General features: G+C 54.0%; 22 protein-coding genes. 15 read left to right on the forward strand and 7 right to left on the reverse strand.

Annotated elements, in window-relative coordinates:
• Positions 1-17: 17 nt before the first annotated feature.
• From KQI79_RS15955 to purD, 9 genes are all read left to right on the forward strand, one after another.
• Positions 18-896: a phosphoribosylaminoimidazolesuccinocarboxamide synthase gene (locus KQI79_RS15955; protein ID WP_216539234.1), complete on the forward strand. Its 879-nt coding sequence runs from the start codon at positions 18-20 to the stop codon at positions 894-896.
• A gap of 931 nt (positions 897-1,827) precedes the next feature.
• The gene (gene purS / locus KQI79_RS15960; protein WP_216539235.1) at positions 1,828-2,073 is read left to right on the forward strand and encodes a phosphoribosylformylglycinamidine synthase subunit PurS; all 246 of its coding nucleotides are present in this window, start codon (positions 1,828-1,830) and stop codon (positions 2,071-2,073) included.
• Positions 2,074-2,075: 2 nt separating this feature from the next.
• Positions 2,076-2,768, forward strand: coding sequence for a phosphoribosylformylglycinamidine synthase subunit PurQ (gene purQ, locus KQI79_RS15965; RefSeq protein WP_216539236.1), 693 nt, complete (start codon positions 2,076-2,078; stop codon positions 2,766-2,768).
• Entirely contained in the window at positions 2,746-4,992 is a 2,247-nt protein-coding gene (gene purL, locus KQI79_RS15970) for a phosphoribosylformylglycinamidine synthase subunit PurL (RefSeq protein ID WP_216539237.1), read from the forward strand. Before purQ ends, purL begins: the two co-directional genes overlap by 23 nt.
• Positions 4,977-6,455 carry an amidophosphoribosyltransferase gene (gene purF, locus KQI79_RS15975; protein WP_216539238.1) on the forward strand — a complete coding sequence of 493 codons (1,479 nt, stop codon included), beginning with the start codon at positions 4,977-4,979 and terminating at the stop codon, positions 6,453-6,455. The genes purL and purF overlap by 16 nt, the downstream gene beginning before the upstream one ends.
• 727 nt (positions 6,456-7,182) lie before the next feature.
• Positions 7,183-8,226 carry a phosphoribosylformylglycinamidine cyclo-ligase gene (purM, locus tag KQI79_RS15980; protein ID WP_216539239.1) on the forward strand — a complete coding sequence of 348 codons (1,044 nt, stop codon included), beginning with the start codon at positions 7,183-7,185 and terminating at the stop codon, positions 8,224-8,226.
• The gene (gene purN / locus KQI79_RS15985) at positions 8,226-8,873 is read left to right on the forward strand and encodes a phosphoribosylglycinamide formyltransferase (protein WP_216539240.1); all 648 of its coding nucleotides are present in this window, start codon (positions 8,226-8,228) and stop codon (positions 8,871-8,873) included. The genes purM and purN overlap by 1 nt, the downstream gene beginning before the upstream one ends.
• Before the next feature lie 223 nt (positions 8,874-9,096).
• A complete protein-coding gene (gene purH, locus KQI79_RS15990; RefSeq protein ID WP_216539241.1) occupies positions 9,097-10,644 on the forward strand; it encodes a bifunctional phosphoribosylaminoimidazolecarboxamide formyltransferase/IMP cyclohydrolase in 1,548 nt (515 codons plus the stop codon).
• 23 nt (positions 10,645-10,667) lie between these two features.
• Positions 10,668-11,933, forward strand: a complete 1,266-nt coding sequence (purD, locus tag KQI79_RS15995; RefSeq protein ID WP_216539242.1) for a phosphoribosylamine--glycine ligase — start codon at positions 10,668-10,670, stop codon at positions 11,931-11,933.
• A 38-nt stretch (positions 11,934-11,971) separates the two neighbouring features.
• On the opposite strand, the gene KQI79_RS16000 is transcribed toward purD, so the two are convergent.
• From KQI79_RS16000 to KQI79_RS16020, 5 genes are read right to left on the reverse strand one after another with little or no spacing between them, the layout of a single operon-like run.
• Positions 11,972-12,379, reverse strand: a complete 408-nt coding sequence (locus KQI79_RS16000) for a spore germination protein GerPE (protein WP_216539243.1) — start codon at positions 12,377-12,379, stop codon at positions 11,972-11,974.
• A 13-nt stretch (positions 12,380-12,392) separates the two neighbouring features.
• Entirely contained in the window at positions 12,393-12,572 is a 180-nt protein-coding gene (locus tag KQI79_RS16005) for a spore gernimation protein GerPD (protein ID WP_216539244.1), read from the reverse strand.
• 6 nt (positions 12,573-12,578) lie between these two features.
• Entirely contained in the window at positions 12,579-13,229 is a 651-nt protein-coding gene (gerPC, locus tag KQI79_RS16010) for a spore germination protein GerPC (RefSeq protein WP_216539245.1), read from the reverse strand.
• Between the two features lie 53 nt (positions 13,230-13,282).
• Entirely contained in the window at positions 13,283-13,513 is a 231-nt protein-coding gene (locus KQI79_RS16015) for a spore germination protein GerPB (RefSeq protein ID WP_216539246.1), read from the reverse strand.
• Between the two features lies 1 nt (position 13,514).
• Positions 13,515-13,745, reverse strand: a complete 231-nt coding sequence (locus KQI79_RS16020) for a spore germination protein (RefSeq protein ID WP_216539247.1) — start codon at positions 13,743-13,745, stop codon at positions 13,515-13,517.
• 178 nt (positions 13,746-13,923) lie between these two features.
• Between KQI79_RS16020 and KQI79_RS16025 the strand changes: the two genes are divergently transcribed.
• Complete coding sequence (locus KQI79_RS16025; RefSeq protein WP_216539248.1) at positions 13,924-14,373, forward strand: alpha-crystallin domain-containing protein; 450 nt, start codon at positions 13,924-13,926, stop codon at positions 14,371-14,373.
• 8 nt (positions 14,374-14,381) lie between these two features.
• Here the strand turns inward: KQI79_RS16025 and KQI79_RS28035 are convergent, their stop codons facing one another.
• A complete protein-coding gene (locus tag KQI79_RS28035; protein ID WP_290370038.1) occupies positions 14,382-14,504 on the reverse strand; it encodes a hypothetical protein in 123 nt (40 codons plus the stop codon).
• Between the two features lie 211 nt (positions 14,505-14,715).
• Between KQI79_RS28035 and KQI79_RS16030 the strand changes: the two genes are divergently transcribed.
• The gene (locus KQI79_RS16030) at positions 14,716-15,543 is read left to right on the forward strand and encodes an alpha/beta hydrolase (protein WP_216539249.1); all 828 of its coding nucleotides are present in this window, start codon (positions 14,716-14,718) and stop codon (positions 15,541-15,543) included.
• Positions 15,544-15,668: 125 nt separating this feature from the next.
• Complete coding sequence (locus KQI79_RS16035; protein ID WP_216539250.1) at positions 15,669-15,902, forward strand: hypothetical protein; 234 nt, start codon at positions 15,669-15,671, stop codon at positions 15,900-15,902.
• A gap of 79 nt (positions 15,903-15,981) precedes the next feature.
• Here the strand turns inward: KQI79_RS16035 and KQI79_RS16040 are convergent, their stop codons facing one another.
• Positions 15,982-16,509 (reverse strand): DoxX family protein, encoded by a 528-nt coding sequence (locus KQI79_RS16040; protein ID WP_216539251.1) that lies wholly within the window; start codon positions 16,507-16,509, stop codon positions 15,982-15,984.
• A 250-nt stretch (positions 16,510-16,759) separates the two neighbouring features.
• On the opposite strand from KQI79_RS16040, the gene KQI79_RS16045 reads away from it, so the two are divergent.
• The 3 genes from KQI79_RS16045 to KQI79_RS16055 all read left to right on the forward strand — a co-directional run bounded on the left by KQI79_RS16045 (position 16,760) and on the right by KQI79_RS16055 (position 19,676).
• Positions 16,760-17,842 carry a DUF3048 domain-containing protein gene (locus tag KQI79_RS16045; protein WP_216539252.1) on the forward strand — a complete coding sequence of 361 codons (1,083 nt, stop codon included), beginning with the start codon at positions 16,760-16,762 and terminating at the stop codon, positions 17,840-17,842.
• Positions 17,843-17,981: 139 nt separating this feature from the next.
• Complete coding sequence (locus tag KQI79_RS16050; protein WP_216539253.1) at positions 17,982-18,593, forward strand: DUF47 domain-containing protein; 612 nt, start codon at positions 17,982-17,984, stop codon at positions 18,591-18,593.
• An 81-nt stretch (positions 18,594-18,674) separates the two neighbouring features.
• Positions 18,675-19,676, forward strand: coding sequence for an inorganic phosphate transporter (locus KQI79_RS16055; protein WP_216539254.1), 1,002 nt, complete (start codon positions 18,675-18,677; stop codon positions 19,674-19,676).
• Positions 19,677-19,786 lie beyond the last annotated feature (110 nt).

Raw genomic sequence — 19,786 nt, forward strand, 5'->3', positions numbered from 1 at the left:
AGAGAGGGAGGACGAACGTGGGCAAAGCGATTTCATCCGCTGTGGAGCTAGTAAAGGCGCCGCTGCTGTACAAAGGCAAAGTGCGCGAATTGTACGATCTTGGCGAGCATTATTTGATCGTCGTGACCGACCGGATTTCCGCCTTCGATTATGTGCTGGAACCCGCGGTGCCGGAGAAAGGAAACGTCCTGAACCGGCTGAGCGCGTTCTGGTTCGAGCGGACGGCCGGGATGCTGCCGAACCATATGGTGCATACCGATGTGGAGCGGCTCGGCGAGATCGTGACGGACAAGGAAGCGCTCAAGGACCGGATCATGGTCGTGCGCAAGGCGGAACGCATCGATATCGAGTGCGTCGTGCGCGGTTATATTACCGGCGGCGGTTGGAGACAGTACGAGAAGACGCAGGAAATTAACGGCATCAAGCTGCCGGCGGGCATGCGCAAGAACGAGCGTTTTGCAGCGCCGTTGTTCACCCCCGCGTCCAAGAACGATGTCGGCCATGACGAGGATATCTCGATCGAGCGGATGCGCGAGCTGGTCGGTGCGGAACTGACGGCAGAGCTGCAGGAGCTGAGCGTGAAGCTGTACGAATACGCGCATGCGTATTGCGCGGAGCGCGGCATTATTTTGGCGGATTGCAAGTTCGAGTTCGGCCTCCTGGACGGCCGGGTCATTGGGATTGACGAGATGTTCACGCCGGATTGCTCCAGATTCTGGGCCCGGGAAAATTACGCGCTGGATATCGAAATCGACAGCATGGACAAAGAGCCGGTGCGCACGTACTTGGCGGGCTCCGATTGGGACCGCGACAGCAAGCCCGATCCGCTGCCGCAAGAAGTTGTGGCGGAAACGACCCGCCGTTATCGGGATATTTACGCGCGGCTGACCGAGTGAAAGCCCGGCGATCCGGAGAGGGGGCGCGGTCGGCGGGCGGTCCTTTGCTCGGGGCGTTAACGGCTGGGCGGGGGATTGATTGCAGGCTCGGCCTTGGGCTAGGTGAGAGTTTTCAAGCGAGGGGTAGGCGAGTGATTGGCCATGGCCGGTTTGGCACGAGTGGCTGGAATAGGAACTAAAGTACCTTAATTAACCCCTTTTGGAGCACCGGCGTTGCATTAAATCTTCTAGCTGGGATGCGGTACCATGGAAATATAACGGATTTCCGAGGTCTTATTTTTTGAATTCCAGTCGAATATTTGGAATTAACGGATTTTCGAACCGTTAACATGTCGCGATCGGCTGAGGATCCTTGGTTTTGTGAAGTTTCGACAAAAATAGAGCCCTCAAAATCCGCTAACACCGCCAAAATTGCGTTATTGGATCAAATAAGGCCTCCAAAATCCGTTAACCTTGTTCATCCCTATCGCAATCATCGGTTTGAAACGCAGTAAAACATTCGGTGCAACGCTAGTGCTTTTGGAGTCAAGTTTTGGGTTATATTTTGTTAAAAGCAGGCTTTTGCGAACGCAAATAAGGTAAAGTCGTTCCATAAACCTTGAAATCTTCGTTTGCCGGGTGGATTAAGGCACAAGAGGTCCTTACTAAGGCATTCTTGTTCCTTAAGTTCCCGGGCCGCAACGATTGTAGGTTGTTCGAAGGAGTATCGCTCACAAAACGAAGCGCATGCTTTCGAGGCAAGTTTTGTTCGTAGCTCGTTCAGTGAAGTAAAGCTCACAAAACGGAGTGTATGCTTTCGAAGCGAGTTTTGTTCGTAGATAGTTCAAAGAAGTAACGCTCACAAAACGGAGCGTATGCTTTCGAAGCAAGTTTTGTTCGTAGATAGTTCAAAGAAGTAACGCTCACAAAACTTTTAGGAGGATCACAAATCATGTTTAAGGCGACGGTGTACGTAACGGTAAAGCAAAACGTATTGGACCCGCAGGGCGTAGCGGTGCAAGGAGCGCTGCATTCGATGGGGTTCGGCGAAGTTGGGAAAGTGCGAATCGGCAAATATATGGAGCTTGAACTGGATACGGCGGATCGTGCGGAAGCGGAACAGCGCGTGAAAGAAATGTGCGAAAAACTGCTCGCGAATACGGTCGTCGAAGACTATCGTTACGAGTTGGAGGGTTAAGCATGAATTTTGCGGTTCTCGTTTTTCCGGGCTCGAACTGTGACATTGACTGCTACAAAGCGGTGGAAGATACGGTCGGGCAACCGGTCGACTACGTTTGGCATACGGCTACGGATTTGTCCAAGTACGATTGCATCATCGTTCCCGGCGGATTCTCCTACGGCGACTACTTGCGCAGCGGCGCGATCGCGCGTTTCGCTCCGGTAATGGCCGAAGTGGCGAAGGCGGCCGCGGCGGGCAAATATGTGATCGGCATCTGCAACGGGTTTCAAATTTTGACGGAAGCCGGATTGCTGCCGGGCGCGCTGCGCCGGAATACGACGCTCAAATTCCGCTGCCATCCCGCAACGCTGCGGGTGGAGAACAACGGCACGCCTTTTACGAACCAATACGAACAGGGCGAACTGATCGATATTCCGATTGCGCATGGGGAAGGCAATTATTATTGCGACGAAGAGACGTTAAACCGGATGAAAAAGAACAATCAAATCGTATTCCGTTACGCGGGCGAGAATCCGAACGGATCGATCGACGATATCGCGGGCGTGTGCAACGAACAGGGCAACGTCGTCGGCATGATGCCTCATCCGGAGCGCGCAGTGCATCAACTGCTCGGCTCCGAGGACGGCAAAAAAATGTTCACATCGATTTTGAATGCATGGAGGGAACGGCATGGCGCAGCAAGTATCGGCTAAAGAACCGACGGCGGAACAAATCGCCGAACAGCAAATTTACAAGCAAATGGGCGTTTCGGACAGCGAGTACGAATTGATCTGCGGATTTCTGGGTCGGAAGCCGAATTATACGGAAATCGGCGTATTTAGCGTCATGTGGTCGGAGCATTGCGCGTACAAAAACTCGAAGCCGCTGCTGCGCCGTTTTCCGACGACGGGCGAGCGGGTACTGATGGGGCCGGGCGAAGGCGCCGGCATCGTCGATATCGGCGACAATCAGGCGGTCGTGTTCAAAATCGAAAGCCATAACCATCCTTCGGCGATCGAGCCGTACCAAGGGGCGGCGACGGGCGTGGGCGGCATTATCCGCGATATTTTCTCGATGGGCGCGCGGCCTGTGGCTCTGCTTAACTCCCTTCGTTTCGGCAAGCTGGAAAGCGACCGCGTTCGTTACTTGTTCGAGCATGTCGTATCCGGCATTGCGGGCTACGGCAACTGCATCGGCATCCCGACGGTCGGCGGCGAAGTGATGTTTGACGAGAGCTATGAGGGCAATCCGCTCGTCAATGCGATGTGCGTCGGCTTGATCGACCACGACAAAATTCAGCGCGGCGTAGCCAAAGGCGTAGGCAACCCGGTATTCTACGCGGGACCGCCGACAGGCCGCGACGGCATTCACGGCGCGACGTTCGCGTCGGAAGAATTGACGGAGGAATCGGAATCGAAGCGTCCGGCGGTGCAAGTCGGCGATCCGTTCATGGAGAAACTGGTAATGGAAGCTTGCCTCGAGCTCATCGATTCGGGCATCGTTCTCGGCATTCAAGATATGGGCGCGGCGGGGCTTACTTGCTCCAGCGCCGAGATGGCGAGCAAAGCCGGCAACGGGCTGGAATTGTATTTGGACGAAGTTCCGCAGCGCGAAGAAGGCATGACGCCGTACGAGATGATGCTGTCCGAATCGCAGGAGCGCATGCTGTTCGTCGTCGAGCCGCAGCATGAAGCGCAGGCGCGGGAAATTTTCGAACGTTGGGGCGTCGTCTGCGCCAAAGTGGGCAAAGTGACCGACGACGGGCGTCTGCGCTTGTTCCATAAAGGCGAAATTGTCGGCGATATGCCGGTCACGGCGCTCGTGGACGAATGTCCGGTCTACAACAAGCCTTCGGCGGAACCGGCTTATTATGCGGAACATGCGGCTATCGATTTCGCATCGTATCCGGAAGTGACGGATTTGAACGGCGCTTTGCAGAAGGTGCTTGCATCGCCGACGGTGGCGAGCAAGGAATGGGTCTACAACCAATACGACTATATGGTTCGTACGAGCACGGCGGTGCAGCCGGGTTCGGATGCGGCCGTCGTCACGATCCGCGGCACGCGCAAGGCGCTGGCGATGACGACCGATTGCAACGGGCGCTTCGTGTATCTCGATCCCGAAGTGGGCGGACGGATCGCGGTCGCCGAAGCGGCGCGGAACATCGTATGTTCCGGCGGAGAACCGCTCGCCATAACGGATAACCTTAACTTCGGCAGTCCGGAGAAGCCGGATATTTTCTGGCAAATGGAAAGGGCGGTCGACGGCATGGCGGAAGCTTGCCGCGTCTTGAACACGCCGGTCATCGGCGGCAACGTCAGCTTGTACAACGAGAACGCGAAAGGCGCGATCTACCCGACGCCGGTTGTCGGCATGGTAGGGCTCGTGCAGGATACGGATCATATTACGACGCAAGGGTTCAAAAAGGAAGGCGACGTTATTTTGCTGCTCGGCGAGACGAAAGCGGAGCTTGGCGGCAGCGAATTTCAATATGTGATGCATGGCGTCACGGAAGGCAGACCGCCGCAGCTGGATTTGGCGGAGGAGAATAAATTGCTCGGCACGGTGCTCGGCGCGATCCGGCAAGGCCTGGTCGCTTCGGCGCATGATTTGTCGGAAGGCGGTTTGGCGGTCGCGCTTGCCGAAGCTTGCATAAGCGGGGAAGCGGGCGCGGACGTGAACTTTGCCGCAGGGGATTTGCGCCCGGACTTGGCGCTGTTCAGCGAAAGCCAATCGCGCATTTTGCTGTCGGCGTCGCCGGAGAAGGCCGAAGCATTGATGGATTATGTGCGCGGCCAAGGCATTGCCGCGCAGCGATTGGGCGAAGTGAAAGGCCGAGAGCTTAAGGTTGCCGTGAACGGCGTTCCGGCCGTTCGCGCATCCGTCGAAGAACTTGAGAAGGTGTGGAAGGATGCGATCCCATGTCTCATGAAATAAAGGGACGGCTATGGACGGGCGACTACTATAACGAAGGCATGGGACGGGACGACGTCTTTGATAAATTAAAAGAAGAATGCGGTATCTTCGGGGTGTTCGGTCATCCCGAAGCGGCCACATTATCGTATTACGGCCTGCATGCGCTGCAGCATCGGGGCGAAGAGAGCGCCGGCATTTGCGTGACGGACGGAACCCAGTTCCGTTATCACCGCGAGATGGGCTTGGTGAAGGAAGTGTTCGACAAGGACCGCCTCGCCTCGCTCTCTGGCTCATGCGCGATCGGCCACGTCCGCTATTCGACCTCGGGCGACAGCAGGCTTGCGAATGCGCAGCCGCTCGTGTTCAAATATCGCGACGGCGATTTGGCGATCGCGACGAACGGCAACATCGTCAACGAACCGTCCATTCGCCGCGAGTTGGAACAGTCGGGCTCGATCTTTCAAACGACGAGCGATACGGAAGTGATCGCGCATCTGATCGCGCGGTCGCCGCATGATTTTGTCACGGCGGCCAAAGAAGCGCTGCGCCGCTTGGTCGGCGGATTCGCGTTCCTCATGATGACGAACGACAAAATGCTCGTCGCGACCGACCCGCACGGATTGCGCCCGCTAACGATGGGACGGCTCGGGGACGCGTATTTATTCGCTTCGGAAACATGCGCGTTCGAAACGGTAGGAGCGGAATTGATCCGGGATATCCAGCCGGGCGAATTGCTCGTGCTGGACGAGAACGGATTGACGGAAGACCGTTATACGGATATGAAACGGCGCGCGATTTGCGCGATGGAATACGTTTATTTCTCCCGGCCGGATTCGGATTATAACGGATCAAACTTGCACTCCGCCCGCAAACGGATGGGCCGCAAGATGGCGCAAGAATCGTTCGTGGACGCGGACGTCGTGACAGGCGTGCCCGATTCCAGCATATCGGCGGCGATCGGATACGCGGAGGAAACGGGAATCCCGTACGAGCTCGGGTTGATTAAGAATAAATATACCGGACGGACATTTATCCAGCCGAGCCAGGAACTGCGCGAACAGGGCGTGAAGATGAAGCTGAGCGCGGTGCGAGGCGTCGTCGAAGGGAAGCGTGTCGTTATGATCGACGATTCGATCGTGCGCGGCACGACTTCGCGCCGCATCGTCAATTTGCTGCGCGAAGCCGGAGCGACGGAAGTGCATGTGCGCATCACGTCGCCGCCATTCGCGAACCCGTGCTTTTACGGGATCGATACGCCGAGCCGCAAAGAGCTGATCGCCTCGTCCAAAACGATGGAGGAGATTTGCAAGGAGATTAACGCGGACTCGCTATCCTTCTTGAGCAGAGAAGGCTTGATCGAGGCGATCGGCGGCCATGCGGCGCACGAGCCGAACGGCGGCATGTGCCTCGCCTGCTTCGACAACGATTACCCGACGGTGGTCGAGTTTGAAGACGATGCGAAGCCGGGCTGCGGCGGTTGCTAAAGGGCGGTCAGCGCGGCGAAGAGGGTTTGCCGGGTCTTGCAAAATTGCTGTAGAATCGCAATAGCGTTGCAACGAGAAATTGTTATCCGGACCGTACGGCCGTTATTTTGCGTTAAAATCGCTTATTTGCTGTTTAGGCGGACATTGGTTCCGTTATCCGCTCGTTGGAAGGCTTGTTTTTACGCTTTTTCCACGAATAAAGGATCGTGTGTCCGCGAAATGTCCGAAATCGGGCTGTTTGTCACAATTAGCGGTCTCCTGTGTCCGCGAATTGGGGAGCCAGGGCGGCGGAGCATCCCGTTTCGGCGGAGAAAGATGCGGAAGCGAGCCAATCTCACAATACCGCAGCGGCTGACGACCGGGCGGGCTAACGAAACGTAGACACGCTAATTGCCTGTAAATTGCCTTGTTGCCGGTGTAACGAAACTACAACACGCTATTGAGGGGGAAAAGGCGATAAAACTGCCGATTTCCAATGAATAACGATATGTGCTTTCGTTAAAATGGGACCCGTCTTCATTTTGAGCCCAATAAGGATTGTCAGTTTCGTTAGCGTCAAACAAGAGCGCCATCCGCAATCAAGCCGGTTTCATCAACGGTGGCGAATTATGAAGTTGACTCGAATAGCAGGAATTCGCTTCCCAGAGCCAAAGGCGAAGGGATAGAGAAAGGTGTCAAACAGCGGGTAAGCGCTATAAATACTATTGTTGATTAGGAGTGTGCCAGGATGTCAGAAGCGTACAAAAACGCCGGCGTCGACATTGCCGCGGGGAACGAAGCGGTGGAACGCATGAAGCGGCATGTAAAAACGACGTTCAGGCCGGAAGTGCTCACCGATCTGGGCGGTTTCGGCGCATTGTTCGGCTTGAACAAAGACAAGTACGAGGAGCCGGTGCTCGTATCGGGGACGGACGGCGTCGGCACGAAGCTGAAAATTGCGTTCGCGATGGATAAGCACGATACGATCGGGATCGACGCGGTAGCGATGTGCGTGAACGATATTGTCGTTCAAGGGGCGGAGCCGCTGTTTTTCCTCGATTACTTGGCCTGCGACAAAGTCGTGCCGGAGAAAATCGAAGCGATCGTGGCGGGCATCGCCGACGGATGCCGCCAGTCGGGCTGCGCGCTGATCGGCGGGGAGACGGCGGAAATGCCGGGCATGTACGCGGACGGCGAGTACGATATCGCCGGCTTTACCGTCGGCATCGTGGACCGCGCCAAAATCATCGACGGCTCGACGATTCAAGCCGGCGACGCTGTCATCGGGCTGGCATCCAGCGGCGTACACAGCAACGGGTTTTCGCTCGTGCGCAAGCTCTTGCTGGAACAGCATGGCTATAAGCTCGCGGACGAACTCCCGGAACTGGACGGGCTAACGCTCGGAGCCGCATTGCTTGAACCGACGAAAATTTACGTGAAAACGGCGCTCAAGCTGATCGAGAGCGTCAATGTGAAAGGAATGGCCCATATTACCGGCGGCGGTTTTATCGAGAATATTCCGCGCATGCTTCCGGCGAACGTCAACGTCGAGATCGAATACGGATCTTGGCCGATTTTGCCGATCTTTGCGCTTATGCAATCGAAAGGCGGCATTTCGCATCGCGATATGTTCACCACCTTCAATATGGGGATCGGAATGGTCGTCGTCGTGCCTGCCGAGCAAGCGGACGAAGCGCTGCGCATTGCCGAAGAATGCGGGGAGAAGGCGTATCGTCTCGGCACCGTGACGCCTGGCGGTAAAGCCGTTACGTTCGCGGGGGCGGACGTATAATGGGCGGCTGCCGCATCGCCGTGTTCGCGTCCGGGAACGGCAGCAATTTTCAAGCGATCGCCGATGCGGCGCAGGCAGGCAAGCTCGATGGAACGATCGAGCTTCTTGTTTGCGACAAACCGCAGGCAAAGGTGACGGAACGCGCGCGCGGCGCAGGCGTACCGGTCTTTGCGTTCGTGCCCAAGGAGTACGAATCGCGCGAAGCGTACGAAGAGGAAATATTGGCGCTGCTTCGGGAGAAACGGATCGATCTGATCGTGCTCGCAGGCTATATGCGCCTTATTACGGATACGCTTGTGAAACCTTACTACGGCAAAATGATCAACATCCACCCGTCGCTCCTCCCGGCGTTCCCGGGCAAGGACGCCATCGGACAAGCATTGGATTACGGAGTGAAAATAACGGGCGTTACCGTGCATTTCGTGGACGGAGGCATGGATACGGGACCGATTATCGCGCAGCGCCCGGTTGCGGTCGAGGAGGGCGATACGGCGGAATCGCTCGCCGCGCGCATCCAACGTACCGAGCAGGAGGTTTATCCGCAAGTCGTGCAATGGTATTGCGAAGGCAAAATAAAGTTGACGGACCGGAAAGTAACGATCTTCAAGAGGTTGTTCAAAAAATCAACTTTTGATCACGAAGCGTGACTGGTGGCAGATTCGACATCGAATCTCGCGTTCACCCTCGAAGAGCATATGCTTACGTAGTATGTTTCCTCCGGAAACATTTCAGGTGCTCATGTAGGTTTTGCCTACACTGCGCTCCTCTTTCTTCGGGTTCTCGCAACCTTCTCGGTGCTGAAAAGCCGACTTTTTGAACACGCATTTAAAATAAATCATGATTTGAGCAAATAAGGAGGAACAAACCATTATGGCAATACGCAGAGCATTAATCAGCGTGTCCGACAAATCGGGGATCGTGGAGTTTTCGCGCGAACTGGCAAACCTTGGCGTAGAGCTCATCTCTACCGGCGGCACGAAAAGCTTGCTGGAATCCGAGAACGTACCGGTCATCGGAATATCCGAGGTGACGGGCTTTCCGGAAATTTTGGACGGGCGCGTCAAGACGCTCCACCCCGCCGTTCACAGCGGACTGCTCGCCGTGCGCGACAGCGCGGAGCATCAAGCGCAAATGAAGGAACTCGGCCTGGATTATATCGATCTGGTCATCGTCAACCTGTATCCGTTCAAACAAACGATTGCGAAACCGGATGTAGCGTATGAAGACGCGATCGAGAATATCGATATCGGCGGCCCGACCATGCTCCGTTCGGCGGCGAAAAACCATGCGTTCGTGTCCGTCGTCGTCGACGCGGCCGATTATGCGCATGTGCTTGAAGAGATTCGCGCAGGCGGGGATACGACGCTGGAAACGCGCAAACGGCTCGCAGCCAAAGTGTTCCGCCATACCGCGGCATACGATGCGCTCATCTCCGATTATTTGTCCAAGCAAACCGGAGAGCCGCTACCGGAAACGTACACCGTTACTTATGAGAAGGTGCAAGACCTTCGCTACGGCGAAAATCCTCATCAGAAAGCCGCATTCTACCGCAAGCCGCTCGCTTCCGCGGGCAATATTACGACGGCGGAGCAGTTGCACGGCAAAGAGCTGTCCTATAACAATATTAACGACGCGAACGCGGCGCTTGCCATCGTGAAAGAATTCGACGAGCCGGCCGTCGTCGCGGTCAAACATATGAATCCATGCGGCGTCGGCATCGGCACTACGATCCACGAAGCTTACCGGAAGGCGTACGCAGCCGATCCGACATCGATCTTCGGCGGGATCGTCGCCGCAAATCGCCCGATTGGCGAGGAAACGGCCAAACTGTTGAACGGCATTTTTCTCGAAATCGTCTTGGCGCCGGAGTTTACGCAAGAAGCGCTGGATATTTTGACGAAGAAGAAAAACATCCGTTTGCTGAAGCTGGGCGAGCTTGCCGCGGCGGCGGAACGCAAACCGGATTTCGCCGTCACTTCCGTGGACGGGGGCATGCTGATCCAGGAAACGGATGTGCACAGCCTCGACGTCTCGAAATTGAAAGTCGCGACAAATCGCAAACCGACCGAAGAGGAACTGAAACAGCTGCTGTTCGGCTGGAAAGTCGTCAAGCATGTCAAATCGAATGCGATCGTGCTGGCGAAGGACAATATGACGATCGGCGTCGGCGCCGGCCAAATGAACCGCGTCGGCGCGGCGCGAATCGCGATCGAGCAGGCCGGCGGCAAAGCCAAAGGCTCGGTGCTTGCTTCGGACGCGTACTTCCCGATGGGCGATACGCTTGAGCTTGCGGTGCAAGCCGGCGTGACCGCGGTCATTCAGCCGGGCGGTTCGATCCGGGACGAGGAGTCGATTCAAGTAGCGAACGAACATGGAATCGCGATGGTATTTACGGGCGTCCGCCATTTCAAACATTAAGGAAGCATTGGGAGGCATAGCAGATGCGTATTTTGGTCGTCGGTCGCGGCGGAAGAGAGCATGCGATCGTATGGTCGCTCTCCAAAAGCGACAAAGTGAAGCAACTCTATTGCGCGCCGGGGAATGCGGGCATTGCGCAAATCGCCGAATGCGTCGATATTGCGGAACATCGGTTTGAAGAGCTGGCGCAGTTTGCCTCGGATCATGCGATCGATCTGGTGGTCGTCGGTCCGGACGATCCGCTTGCGGACGGAATTGTGGATTACCTTGAAGCCAAGGATCTCAAGGTGTTCGGGCCCCGCAAAAATGCGGCCCTGATCGAAGGCAGCAAAACGTTTATGAAAGATTTGCTTCAGAAATACGGCATTCCGACAGCAGCCTACGAGAAGTTCGACAATTACGAAGAAGCGCTCGCTTATTTGCGGAAGCAGCAGGTTCCGATCGTGATTAAAGCGGACGGCCTCGCGGCAGGCAAAGGGGTTGCCGTCGCTTATTCGATGGAAGAAGCTGAGCGGGCGCTGCATGATACGATGGTCGGCAAAGTGTTCGGCTCGGCGGGCAATCAAGTTGTGATCGAGGAATTTTTGCAAGGGCAGGAAATGTCCATCCTGTCTTTCGTCGATGGGGAAGTCGTACGCCCGATGGTCGCGGCGCAAGACCATAAGCCGGTCTATGACGGCGACAAAGGTCCGAATACCGGCGGCATGGGCACGTATACGCCGCTGCCGCATATTCCGCAATCGGTAATCGACGAAGCGGTGGAGACGATCGTCAAGCCGACGGCCAAAGCGATGGCAGCCGAAGGCCGCCCGTTTCGCGGCGTTCTCTTCGCGGGATTGATGATCGCGCCTGACGGCAAGCCGAAAACGATCGAGTTCAACGCGCGCTTCGGCGATCCGGAGACGCAGGTCGTGCTGCCGCGGCTAAGGACCGATCTCGCCGATATTTTCCTCGCGGTCGCCGAAGGCCGTCTCGACCAGTTGAAAATCGAATGGAGCGACGAAGCGGCCGTTTGCGTCATTCTCGCTTCCGGGGGCTATCCGGCTTCCTATCCGAAAGGGCTTCCGATCGACGGACTCGATGAAGTGCAGGATAGCCTCGTGTTCCATGCGGGAACGGCCCGCGACGGGGAAGGGCGTTACGTCACGAACGGCGGACGCGTGCTGGGTGTCGTCGGGCTTGGCAAAGATATTGCCGAAGCGAGAGCGAAGGCGTATGCCGATGCGGAACGGATTCGCTTCGAAGGCAAGCATCAACGGTCGGATATTGCCAATAAAGCGTTGGTATAATCAATCATAATACGGCATAACAAAGAGACGATTCGTCGTTAAATGACGATCGTCTCTTTGCGCCTTTTTGCCTCCTCCGGGACGCCTGTGACGAAATGCCGGATATGTTTGCGCCTGGATTCCAAATCCATTCGCGCATTCGACCCCACCTGAAACGCCGAGGCGGTTGACACGGCCGTCAGCTTGATCGCGCCGACCTTAATCAACGGGCATTCGTCATATATCGTAAGATTTAGATCTTCTTCGATCCCCGGTTGCGGAATCGGTCTTGTAAAGGCGGGCCAATCCGCGAAATTGCCTTCATCCTCGAAGAAGACGGACACTTCCCGCTGAATCGCCAAAGCGTTGGTCTGCGCGCGAAGCGCAATCGCATCCCCGCCGAGAAAGGTCGATGCGTCCGAGACGGTTCCGATATAAATATTGGCGACACAAGAGATTCTGCCCATGAGCGCCACCTGCTTAACGAGTCGGTGACAGCGGAACCAACGGCCCGGTTAGAACGGCTTCCGGCGGAGTGTCGAATACGGTGGATGAAGTAATGACTTTCGTATCCCCGATCAAAAAAACGGAAGAAGCAGCCACGCCGATCACCCGAATCTGTTTGACGCAAATTTCTTTGTTTACTACCGTCATATTCATCAATCGTCAACCTTTCCGATCTAATAGTGACTGAATGTGCCGGGACAATCCTTCGTCAATGTCGCGCTTGACTTTCTCGGCGATCATCGACATCTCTTCGTCCGGATTGCCGCCCTCCGCTTCATAATCCGATCCGGATATATAATAACGGATGCGCCCGTCAATCTGTTTGCGAATATCTTCAATGACCGTATCGGCATAGTTCGCTTCAAGCGCAAGAGCGTGTTGCTGCTGAGCCAAGGCGAGTTGTCTCGGCACTTCCTCGTGCAAATATCGAACAACTTGTTGTTGAACGCCGTCGAATAGGTCCGTTTGTTGCGGCCCCGTCAGTTGATCCAGCGATTGGCCGTTTACTTCGAACTCTTCGATCGATTTTCCGCCTTCCGGCGCAATGCCGATGTTTAACGTTCCTTCCAGCGTTTCGATTTTCAATTGATCGAATTTGTATTCGATTCGTTCGATCGTCGTATGGCTGCGCTGTTTCAACGAATCGATATCCGCCTGCGATTGCCGTACCGTCTGTTCCAAGTTCGAAACGGTCTCATTCAACTGTTTGACCGTACGTTCCAAATGTTGAACCCTTTGCTCCATCCGGCGGAGCTGTTCCGTCTGCCAATGGAGATGATTTGCCATTTGTCCGTAGAGATGCGGGTGCATCGTGTCGCCCCCTTTCCCTTCCAATCCTATGCAGGGCAGGGCTTGTTAATGCGTTATGCCGTTTTTTGCGATCTTACTACAGGGGACGGCAATGGCACCAGAGGCTCGCCCGACGGCGGCGGCTGGCCAAGTTGCGGGGCGGGACCGGGAAATCCTCCGGTATTATACAAATTGGATAATGATTTGATGACGCCTGCCGTGCCGATTTGAAAGTGAGACGAATTCGTAATGGAGTCGATGCGAATCTGCTGTATGGTGATACATTGATGCACGGTTAAATTCATGTCAGACACCCTTCGCAGTAGAGTTGTCAACTACATCCGGATCGTTCGTATTCGTGCCGCTGCCTTGGTTATTGGCGATGTTGGTTCCGATGGAATCGCCGGTTGTAAAGGAGTTGGCGCCCGCATATGATTTGGAATTGCTTGTGAGTACAATCGCAGCCGTATCTCCCATTTGAACGTTGGAACTGGGGCCGACGTTAACGATTTTTATATTTCCGATAATTGCCGGCATTGTTAACATCCCACCCGTCGTCTGCGTAGTCAATGTTTATTGTATGAGGATATCCGCCCATTTGTCACTTCAAAAGGTTGTTCAAAATCTCCTTTACAAAAGTTGATGTTTTGAACATTCACTTCAAATGCCTCCTTTCCATATCATATATGGATGACGAAACAGGGAGATGAACGGAATGAAGCGGCGAAAATCGGACGGTTTCGAGTGGGCGGGCCAAGATCCGTTTTTTAAAAACAACGTCCCCTTCAACGGGCTTGGCGATAATTTTTCATTGGATATGTCCTCTATCGAAAATTATGTGAAGGATGTGTTGAACCGCGTATCAACGATGAATATCGGGAGCGGCGAAACGCAGCTGTCTTGCGAAGTATTTGAAACGCATCATTTTGTATTCGTCCGGATTCGGATTCCCAAGCAGATCAATCCCAAAAGCTTGCGCATCTTTCTCAATACGTTTCAGGTCAAAATCGAAGGATTGCCGGGGGGCAGGGAGCAAATGATTAAACTGCCCGCCCCTGTCGTATCGATGGAGAGCAGAGCGCTGTATAAAGAGCCGTATTTGCAAATCAAAATTCCGAAGCTGCCCGGCGAAAGCTACGACGAAGTATATGTCCGGTATTCGTAACCGAATCGCTATTCCTTGTAAAAAATCCGCTCGCGCTTCACATAGACATAAATCATTGCAACCGCAACGCCGCATATCAATACAATAGGCAGCCAATACGTCTTAAGCAATTGCAGCGCATTTTGGAGCATGGAATTTCCCCTCCGTGTCCGGATCGAAGTCCGGTATTTTGTGCTTACTTTTCCCTTGCGCGAATCTGTTCATACCGATTGTTATTTTTGCTTAACCGCTCTATTGACTCCGACGGGTAAAATGATGTATAAATAAAACATAGTAAATTTATAGGAATTATCAGATTAAGGGCGAACGAGTTAAAATAGATGCAATCAGGAGGGATGGGCGATGGAACGGCAAATCGTAATTCGCCATGAAACGTTGGAGCTTGCGGCTGCAATCCATTATCCGAAAGGGGCGGCATCGCAGGATGGACAGGCGTCGCGCGTTCCGCTTACGATTATTTGCCACGGGTTCGCGGGCAACCGCATCGGAGTAGACCGTCTGTTCGTCAAGACGGCGCGCGCATTGGCCGAAGCCGGGCATTTGACGATACGGTTCGACTATGCGGGCTGCGGGGAAAGTACGGGGGAATACGGCTATCTCGGCTTGGATTCGATGATCGCCCAAACGCGTGCGGTAATCGACTATGCGCTTAGCTGCGGCAACGTCGATGCGACTCGCGTCACGTTGATCGGGCACAGCTTGGGCGGCGCGATAGCGCTGTTGACTGCGGTGAAGGATAAAAGGGTAAAACGGCTGGCCCTCTGGTCGGCGGTTGCGTATCCGTTCAACGATATCGTCAAAATTATCGGCCGGGAAAATTACGATCAAGCGACGATGCAAGGCGTGGCGGATTATTTGGGGTATTCGTTCGGCGCAGGATTCTTCGAATCGCTGGCGCGGCATCAACCGTTCGTCGAGGCGCGGAAGTTCGGCGGAGACGTCCTGCTCGCGCACGGAACTTCCGACGACGTCATTCCCGTCGACTACTGCCATTTGTATCAAAAAATATTCTGGCAATACAGCGAAGGGCATTGCGATCAGGAAATTATTTTTCAAGCGGATCATACGTATTCTTCCGGTCCCCACCAGCGCCTATTGATCGAGAAGACGAAGTCGTGGCTCAACCGGCTCGAGCAGCGCCAGGAAGATTGGCAGCATTGGACGATATAGGTCCGCTCGGCGCTGCATAAAAAACGGCCGTATGTCCCTACACTAACGGTAATGTAAAATCGACGAGGAACAGACTCTTAGCGAGAGTCGGGTTTTACGGTACCAATCAGGTTAGGAGGGTGCATATGCCGCAAGACGACGAGCATGGAAACGCATTGACCAAAGCTCTATTGTTCAACAGCCATTCTCCCGGTTACGTGGACGATCTTGAACCGGGCGATATCGCAGTGCCGAATGCGGGGAAGTCCGTGGCGGATGCCGGCCATGAAGGGGAAAATTACATGACGCGCAAATTGTTCTTGCAGAGCTACGGGTTGTACGACATTCGGGAAGACGATCCCGACGATTTTCCTTCATGAGGTGAACAGGCAACGAGCCGGTCGTGACGACCGGCTCGTTGCGGGGGGAACAGCGAATATTCGATGGTCTGCCGGCAAATTACATTTGACCGGCAGGGGTATGATTGACGAATGGGTCGCCCTTCTCGCCTTTCTTGCCGAATAAGCGGCGAAGATAAGGGATAAGGTAGCGGTCGAGACCGATGCGGCCTGCATTCGTACCGGCGACGACGATGAAAATTTCAAGCGCGAGCATTAAGGCGTTCGTGCTGACTGTGCCCGAGAACAAGAAGGCGAAGTTCATAACCATGCCCATCAATACTGCGAACCAAGTGAATGTGCCTAGAATCAATCCTAGCCCGACCAGGAATTCGCCCCAAGGAACGAGGAAGTTAAAGAGACCTACGTTCGGCATGGCGAAGTTTTCCAGGAAGGCCGCCCACCACCCTTGTACTGCCGGATGGTCGCCGCCCGCCTTGGCGATCGCTCCCGTCAAGAATCCGCCGGCGTCGAACCCGCCCGTAATTTTCCCCCAACCTGCCGTCATCCATTCGTATCCAAGATATAATCGAAGCACCAACAGTAACCACGATGCTACAACGTTCTCTCTCAGCCATTTTACGATCATCTCGCTCATCTCCGTTTCTTTTAATCTTTGGTGTTTCTTTATGTCTTTATTGTATGACGAAGATCATACTTACAATGTGATTTTTATCACAAAGTCGCCCGAGTTTTGATGTTTTGCGGACGGTTTCCATACAATGTTCACATTTTCACAAAGTCCCGCCTTCCCGCGTTTGCTCAAGTCCCTTCTGCAAATCTATCATTTCGTGGTATAATTTTCTTTGGATTTACTAGACGCTTGAGGGAGGCATTCCATGAAGAAAACAAGTGCGCGGTATCACGCCACTCTGCTTATTATGATCGTAACGATTCTACTAACGGCTTGCGGACAAGGGAAGACGCTGCAGGAAGAGGTTCCTGTCGCGCCTGAATTGCCTGAAATCGAACAGCAGGTCGAGAAGCCGGAGCATGTCGCGCCGTTGACGGGAATGCCGCTCGAGGAACCCGCAACCGGCCGTCCGTTCGCCGTTATGATCAACAATATGTCCAAGGCAAGGCCGCAGTCCGGATTGACGCATGCGGATATCGTTTACGAAGTGTTGGCTGAAGGCGGCATTACCCGTCTTATCGCGATTTATCAAAGCGAGGAGCAATTCGAAGGCAAGATCGGTCCGATTCGCAGCATCCGCCCGTATTTGATCGATATCGGAGAGAGCTACAACGGCGTATTGGTGCACGCGGGGGGCAGCCCCGACGCTTATGCGATATTGCAGAAGCAGCGCAAAGATTATATGGATGAAATTACGAATGCCGGGAATTATTATTGGCGGGATAAATCCCGCAAAGCGCCGCATAACTTATATTCCGATCTCGCGAAACTGAAAGAAGGGGCGGAGAAGAAGAAATACGCACAAGACGCAGCGATCCCCGCCTATCCGTTCCTAGAAGAAGATTCGTTGCCGTCAGGCGAGGAAGCAAAGCGGATCGAACTGCAATTTCTATTGAAAAACTACCGCGTTTCCTATGAATACGACGAGGAGACGAAGCTGTACAAACGTTATATCGACGGCAAGCCGCATATCGATTTGGAGACGGAGGAGCAGTTGACGGCGACGAATTTGGTCGTTCTCGGCGCGGATCATAAAACGTTGGACGATATCGGGCGACTGGCTATTAATTTGGAGCAAGGCGGCGAAGCCGTTCTGTTCCAGCGCGGCAAAATGATCGAATGCCGGTGGTCGCGCGCTCCGGGCGATATAATTCGCATTAGCAGAGACGGCAGGGAACTGCCTTTCTATCCGGGCAAAACGTACTATCACATCGTTCCCAATTCGCCGACATTCGACAGCCATATCGTTATTCCGTCATCCGACAATGAGGAACAATCGGGTACATAGATCGGTTCGTTTTACGGCAAACTTTATAAGAAATTCAAAAAAAGCATTACATTTCCTTTACACAACTTTCGGCAATTGTGATAAGATAACTAAGGGAAAAAATCAGGCATAAAGGCATTTTGAGCGAAGGGGACAAACTATGTTCAAGAGAAACGATATCTTTTTTGAAACGTTGCAAAATATGTCGGACACCATTGTGCAAGCGATCGATCATTTTGCGAAAGGCGTCGCAAATCCGGGCGATTTGCCGACATTCGCCAAAGTGATGAAAGAATACGAATCCAAATGCGACGGATACGTTCATAAGATCGTAACCGAACTGAACAAAACGTTTATTACGCCGATCGAACGGGACGATATTATGGAGCTCGCCACATCGCTGGACGATGTGATGGACGGCGTGGAAGCATGCGTGTCCCGTTTCGATATGTATCAAATGAAAGATCACGATAAGCAAGTCGTCGTTTTTGCCGGTATTTTGCAGCGTTGCGCCGTCGAGATTCAGGATTCGATCCGCCTTTTGTCGCAAAAAAAATTGCTGGCCATCCGCGAGCATACGATTCGCGTCAACGAGCTGGAGAACGAAGGCGACGAAATTTTGCGCACATGCATTAAAAGCCTGTTCGCCACGGTAACCGATCCGATCGAATTGATCAAGCGGAAGGAAATTTACGAACGTTTGGAACAAACGACCGACTACTGCGAAGATGTTGCCAATACGTTGGAGTCCATCATAATGCGTAATTCGTAAGGAAACCCAAGGAATGCTTTGAAGCGAGGAGGATAGAATTGCGCGGAAAGACCTGACAACGTTCTGTGCAATACATACATTATGGATTCGATGATGATCGTTTTAGGTATCGTTATATTTTTGGCGTTAGCTTTCGACTTTATAAACGGATTTCACGATACGGCCAATGCCATTGCGACATCGGTCTCGACCCGGGCCCTTCCGCCGCGCGTAGCCGTACTGCTGGCCGCCGTGATGAACTTTGTCGGCGCGTTGACCTTTACCGGGGTTGCCAAAACGATAGGGGGAAGCGTCGCCGACCCGGCCAAGCTCGACAACGGGGTCGAGATCGTCATCGCGACTTTGATCGCCGCGATTATATGGAATTTGGTCACTTGGTGGTTCGGCATTCCGTCATCTTCGTCGCATGCGTTGATCGGCGCGCTCGCCGGCGCGGTATTTGCGGGAGCGGGCATGTCGGGTTTGAATTTGGGCGGCTTTAAGACGATCGTGCAGGGGCTTATTTTTTCGCCGCTCATCGCGTTTGCCGTCGGCTTTATCGTCATGACGACATTCAAGTGGACATTCGGACGGCATAGTCCGCATACGGTGAATAAAGGCTTTCGTACGGGGCAAATCATAACGGCTGCGTTCCAATCGTTTACGCATGGAACGAACGACGCGCAGAAGGCGATGGGGATTATTACGTTCGCCTTGGTGGCGGCGGAAGTGCAGGACCATCTGGAAGTGCCTTTATGGGTCAAGTTATCCGCAGCTACTGCCATGGCGCTCGGAACGTCGCTCGGAGGCTGGAAAATTATTAAAACGATGGGGACGAAAATATTCAAAATCGAGCCGATTAACGGATTTGCGGCCGATATCAGCGCGGCTTCCGTTATTTTGACCGCAACGCTCACCCATTTGCCTGTCAGTACAACGCATGCGATTACTTCGGCCATCTTGGGGGTCGGTTCGGCGAAGCGCTTCTCGGCGGTACGGTGGTCGATGGCAGGGAAAATCGTCGCCTCATGGATCATTACGATTCCTATTTCCGCCGCGTTGGCCATGATTATATTTAAATTGATCGACGTGTTTTTCATATAGATAAGGATGAAGCTTCGCCGAAGGGCGGGCTTTTTTTGTGAGCGAACGCAAAACATAAAAACACGCCGCATTGGCTTTATGCCATATACGACGTGCTGCAATGCCGGTAT

The organism is Paenibacillus sp. MSJ-34 (assembly GCF_018918005.1).
Lineage (GTDB): Bacteria > Bacillota > Bacilli > Paenibacillales > Paenibacillaceae > MSJ-34.

Excerpts from the sequence above, each read along its gene's own strand:
- purS (WP_216539235.1), top strand. The coding sequence starts at position 1,828 with ATGTTTAAGGCGACGGTGTACGTAACGGTAAAGCAAAACGTATTGGAC.
- purQ (WP_216539236.1), top strand. The coding sequence starts at position 2,076 with ATGAATTTTGCGGTTCTCGTTTTTCCGGGCTCGAACTGTGACATTGAC.
- purL (WP_216539237.1), top strand. The coding sequence starts at position 2,746 with ATGGCGCAGCAAGTATCGGCTAAAGAACCGACGGCGGAACAAATCGCC.
- purF (WP_216539238.1), top strand. The coding sequence starts at position 4,977 with ATGTCTCATGAAATAAAGGGACGGCTATGGACGGGCGACTACTATAAC.
- purM (WP_216539239.1), top strand. The coding sequence starts at position 7,183 with ATGTCAGAAGCGTACAAAAACGCCGGCGTCGACATTGCCGCGGGGAAC.
- purN (WP_216539240.1), top strand. The coding sequence starts at position 8,226 with ATGGGCGGCTGCCGCATCGCCGTGTTCGCGTCCGGGAACGGCAGCAAT.
- purH (WP_216539241.1), top strand. The coding sequence starts at position 9,097 with ATGGCAATACGCAGAGCATTAATCAGCGTGTCCGACAAATCGGGGATC.
- purD (WP_216539242.1), top strand. The coding sequence starts at position 10,668 with ATGCGTATTTTGGTCGTCGGTCGCGGCGGAAGAGAGCATGCGATCGTA.
- KQI79_RS16000 (WP_216539243.1), bottom strand. The coding sequence starts at position 12,379 with ATGGGCAGAATCTCTTGTGTCGCCAATATTTATATCGGAACCGTCTCG.
- KQI79_RS16005 (WP_216539244.1), bottom strand. The coding sequence starts at position 12,572 with ATGAATATGACGGTAGTAAACAAAGAAATTTGCGTCAAACAGATTCGG.
- gerPC (WP_216539245.1), bottom strand. The coding sequence starts at position 13,229 with ATGCACCCGCATCTCTACGGACAAATGGCAAATCATCTCCATTGGCAG.
- KQI79_RS16015 (WP_216539246.1), bottom strand. The coding sequence starts at position 13,513 with ATGAATTTAACCGTGCATCAATGTATCACCATACAGCAGATTCGCATC.
- KQI79_RS16020 (WP_216539247.1), bottom strand. The coding sequence starts at position 13,745 with ATGCCGGCAATTATCGGAAATATAAAAATCGTTAACGTCGGCCCCAGT.
- KQI79_RS16025 (WP_216539248.1), top strand. The coding sequence starts at position 13,924 with ATGAAGCGGCGAAAATCGGACGGTTTCGAGTGGGCGGGCCAAGATCCG.
- KQI79_RS28035 (WP_290370038.1), bottom strand. The coding sequence starts at position 14,504 with ATGCTCCAAAATGCGCTGCAATTGCTTAAGACGTATTGGCTGCCTATT.
- KQI79_RS16030 (WP_216539249.1), top strand. The coding sequence starts at position 14,716 with ATGGAACGGCAAATCGTAATTCGCCATGAAACGTTGGAGCTTGCGGCT.
- KQI79_RS16035 (WP_216539250.1), top strand. The coding sequence starts at position 15,669 with ATGCCGCAAGACGACGAGCATGGAAACGCATTGACCAAAGCTCTATTG.
- KQI79_RS16040 (WP_216539251.1), bottom strand. The coding sequence starts at position 16,509 with ATGATCGTAAAATGGCTGAGAGAGAACGTTGTAGCATCGTGGTTACTG.
- KQI79_RS16045 (WP_216539252.1), top strand. The coding sequence starts at position 16,760 with ATGAAGAAAACAAGTGCGCGGTATCACGCCACTCTGCTTATTATGATC.
- KQI79_RS16050 (WP_216539253.1), top strand. The coding sequence starts at position 17,982 with ATGTTCAAGAGAAACGATATCTTTTTTGAAACGTTGCAAAATATGTCG.
- KQI79_RS16055 (WP_216539254.1), top strand. The coding sequence starts at position 18,675 with ATGGATTCGATGATGATCGTTTTAGGTATCGTTATATTTTTGGCGTTA.